The sequence below is a fragment of the Pseudonocardia lacus genome (assembly GCF_018531445.1).
Classification (GTDB): Bacteria; Actinomycetota; Actinomycetes; order Mycobacteriales; family Pseudonocardiaceae; genus Pseudonocardia; species Pseudonocardia lacus.
In genome coordinates, this window is sequence record NZ_JAHDTH010000403.1 from 1 (window position 1) to 2,890 (window position 2,890).

The 2,890-nt window shown below is 77.2% G+C and carries 2 protein-coding genes; both read right to left on the reverse strand.

Annotation, left to right across the window (positions count from 1 at the left end; genetic code table 11):
• Positions 1 to 2,233, reverse strand: a 2,233-nt coding sequence (locus KIK08_RS38445) for a chromosome segregation SMC family protein (RefSeq protein WP_214408233.1), incomplete at its 3' end; no start/stop codon positions are given.
• Positions 2,234 to 2,465: 232 nt separating this feature from the next.
• Positions 2,466 to 2,756, reverse strand: a complete 291-nt coding sequence (locus KIK08_RS38450) for an acylphosphatase (protein ID WP_214408234.1) — start codon at positions 2,754 to 2,756, stop codon at positions 2,466 to 2,468.
• Positions 2,757 to 2,890: the final 134 nt, after the last annotated feature.

Below are 2,890 nucleotides of genomic sequence, written 5' to 3' on the forward strand. Positions count from 1 at the left end.
CGCGCAGCCGCTGCGCCTCCGCCGCGGCCGAGCGCACGGCCTGCTCGTAGCGGCCCAGCTGCGCCGACGCCGCGCTGCGGCGCTGCTCGACGGCGCCCTGCTCGCGCTTCGCCGCCTCGACCTCGCCCTGCCGGGCGGCCTCCTCGGCCCGGGCGCCCTCCAGGGCCGGGCGCAGCCGGGCCAGCTCCTGCTCGACGGACTCCCGCTCGGCGTGCGCCTCGTCCAGCGCCGCCTGCACGTCCAGCGCGGTCGACGCGGTGCCCGAGCCGCCGTTCGCCCGGTGCGCCGCCAGCAGGTCACCGGTCGTCGTCACGGCGACGAGCGCCGGATCGGCCTCGACGGCCGATCGCGCCGCGTCGAGGTCGTCGACGATCACCACGCCGCGCAGCAGCTCCCGCACGGTCGGGGCGAGCCGGCCGCCGGTGATCGCCTGGCCGGCCCAGCGCCCCCCTCCCCCGGGTTCAGGAAAGCCACGTTCCTGCCCTGTGGCGACCTGAACGTGGCTTTCCTGAACCTCGGGGGCGGGGGCGACGACGAGGGCGGCGCGGCCGGCGTCGCGGTCGCGGAGCAGGCGCAGGGCCGCGAGCGCGGCGTCCGGGCCCGCGACGACGAGGGCGTCGGCGAGCTCGCCGAGGGCGGCGGCGACGGCCGTGCGGGCCGGTGGGTCCACCGTGACCAGGCCGGAGAGGGCGCCCAGGACGCCGGCGGTGTCGACCAGCTCGCCGGAGCCGTCCTTGCGGGCCATGCCCACGCCCAGCGCGTCGACCCGGGCCCGCCAGTGCGCCCGGCGCTGCTCCAGCTCGCGCTCGCGGGCCACCAGCTCGGCGACCCGGGCGGTGGCCGCGGCGTGCGCCTCGACCGCGATACCGGCCCGGTCCGCCAGCTCGCGCACCGAGCCCTGCTCACCGGTGAACGCGCCCAGCTCGTCCTGGGCGGCCACCAGCTCCTCCTGGGCCGCGTCGGTGCGCTCCTGGGCCTCGGCGATGGCCTCGGACAGCCGCTCGATCTCGTCGGCGGTGGCCGCGGCCCCGCTGCGCAGCGCTTCGGCCCGGCCGGAGAGGGTGGCCAACCCGGCGCGGCGGTCGGCGAGCGCGCGCACCGCGGCGAGGTGGGCGCGCTCGGCCGCGGCCAGCGTGCGCTCGTGCTCGGTGCGCGCGTCCATGATCTCGGAGAGCCGGGTGCGGGCCTGTGACAGCGTCTCGACCAGCAGCTCCTCCTCCTCGGCCGCCGCCTCGGCCTCGGCCTCCAGCTCGTCGGGGTCGCGGCCGGGGGTGCGCTCGACCGGTCCGGCGAGGTGCCGGGTGCGCTCCTCGGCCAGGCGCACCGTGCCGTCGAGCCGCTCGGAGAGCGCCGAGAGCCGGTACCAGGTGTCCTGGGCCGCGGCCAGCCGCGGGGCGTCCTCGGCGAGCGCGGCCTCCAACCGCTCCTGCTCGACCCGGGCCACCGCCAGCTGCTCCTCGACCTCCGCGCGGCGGGCCCGCGCGGTCGACTCGTCGGCCTCCTCGCGGGCCAGCTGGTCGCGCAGGGTGACCAGGTCGTCGGCGGCGAGGCGGAGCCGGGCGTCGCGCAGCTCGGACTGCACGGCCTGGGCCCGCCGGGCGATCTCGGCCTGCCGGCCCAGCGGCTTGAGCTGGCGGCGCAGCTCGGCGGTCAGGTCGGTGAGCCGGGTCAGGTTGGCCTGCATCGCGTCCAGCTTCCGCAGCGCCTTCTCCTTGCGCTTGCGGTGCTTGAGGACGCCCGCGGCCTCCTCGATGTAGGCGCGGCGGTCCTCCGGCTTGGACTGCAGCACCGAGTCGAGCTGCCCCTGCCCGACGATGACGTGCAGCTCCCGGCCGATGCCGGAGTCGCTGAGCAGCTCCTGGATGTCCAGCAGCCGGCAGGACGAGCCGTTGATCTCGTACTCGCCCGCGCCGTCGCGGAACATCCGCCGGGTGATCGAGACCTCGGAGTACTCGATCGGCAGGGCGCCGTCGGAGTTGTCGATGGTCAGCGTCACCTCGGCCCGCCCGAGCGGGGCCCGCCCGGAGGTGCCGGCGAAGATGACGTCCTCCATCTTGCCGCCGCGCAGCGCCTTGGCCCCCTGCTCGCCGAGCACCCAGCTGATCGCGTCGACGACGTTGGACTTGCCCGACCCGTTCGGCCCGACCACGCAGGTGATCCCCGGCTCCAGGCGCAGCGTGGTCGCCGAGGCGAAGGACTTGAAGCCCTTCAACGTCAGGCTCTTCAGGTGCACGGGGCGGCATCTCCGGGTGGCGGGAGGCGGACGTCGGAGCCTACCGGCCCCCTGGTCGAGGCCCCCTCACCCCGGGCGGCCCCGACGCACATCCCGTGGTCTCGGCGCACATCGCGTGCCGTGTGCGCCGCAACGGCCCGGTGTGCGCGGCACCAACGGGTGTGCGCCGGCGGTTGGGCGGGACGACGACCGCGACAGGCCTCGACGGAACCGTCAGGCCTCGACGGAACCGTCAGGCCTCGACGAAGCCCGTCAGGTCGCCGCGCGGTGCGGACCACTGCTCGGCCACGTCGTCGACGCGGCCGGGGGTCGCGCCCCCGCGCAGCGCGTCCAACAGGGCGGCGCACGCCCGGCGCGGGCCTTCGGCGACGACCGCGACCCGGCCGTCGGGGAGGTTGCGCGCGGAGCCGACCAGGCCGAGCTCCAGCGCGCGCGAACGCGTCCACCAGCGGAAACCGACGCCCTGCACGCGTCCGCTCACCCAGGCGATGAGCCGCACCGGGTTGTCCTCGTCGCTCGACATGATCCGCGGACGGTACCGGCCGCCCGTGTCGGTCCGCGCCGGCGGTCGCGTGGACCGCCGGCGCGGACCGGGGCGGGCCCGGCCGGTCCCGGCTCCCCCGAGCACGTGACCGGCCGGGCGGGTCTCAGCCGGTC

Bases quoted from the DNA above. Each gene is read 5' to 3' on its own strand.
- KIK08_RS38450 (WP_214408234.1), bottom strand. From the start codon at position 2,756: ATGTCGAGCGACGAGGACAACCCGGTGCGGCTCATCGCCTGGGTGAGC.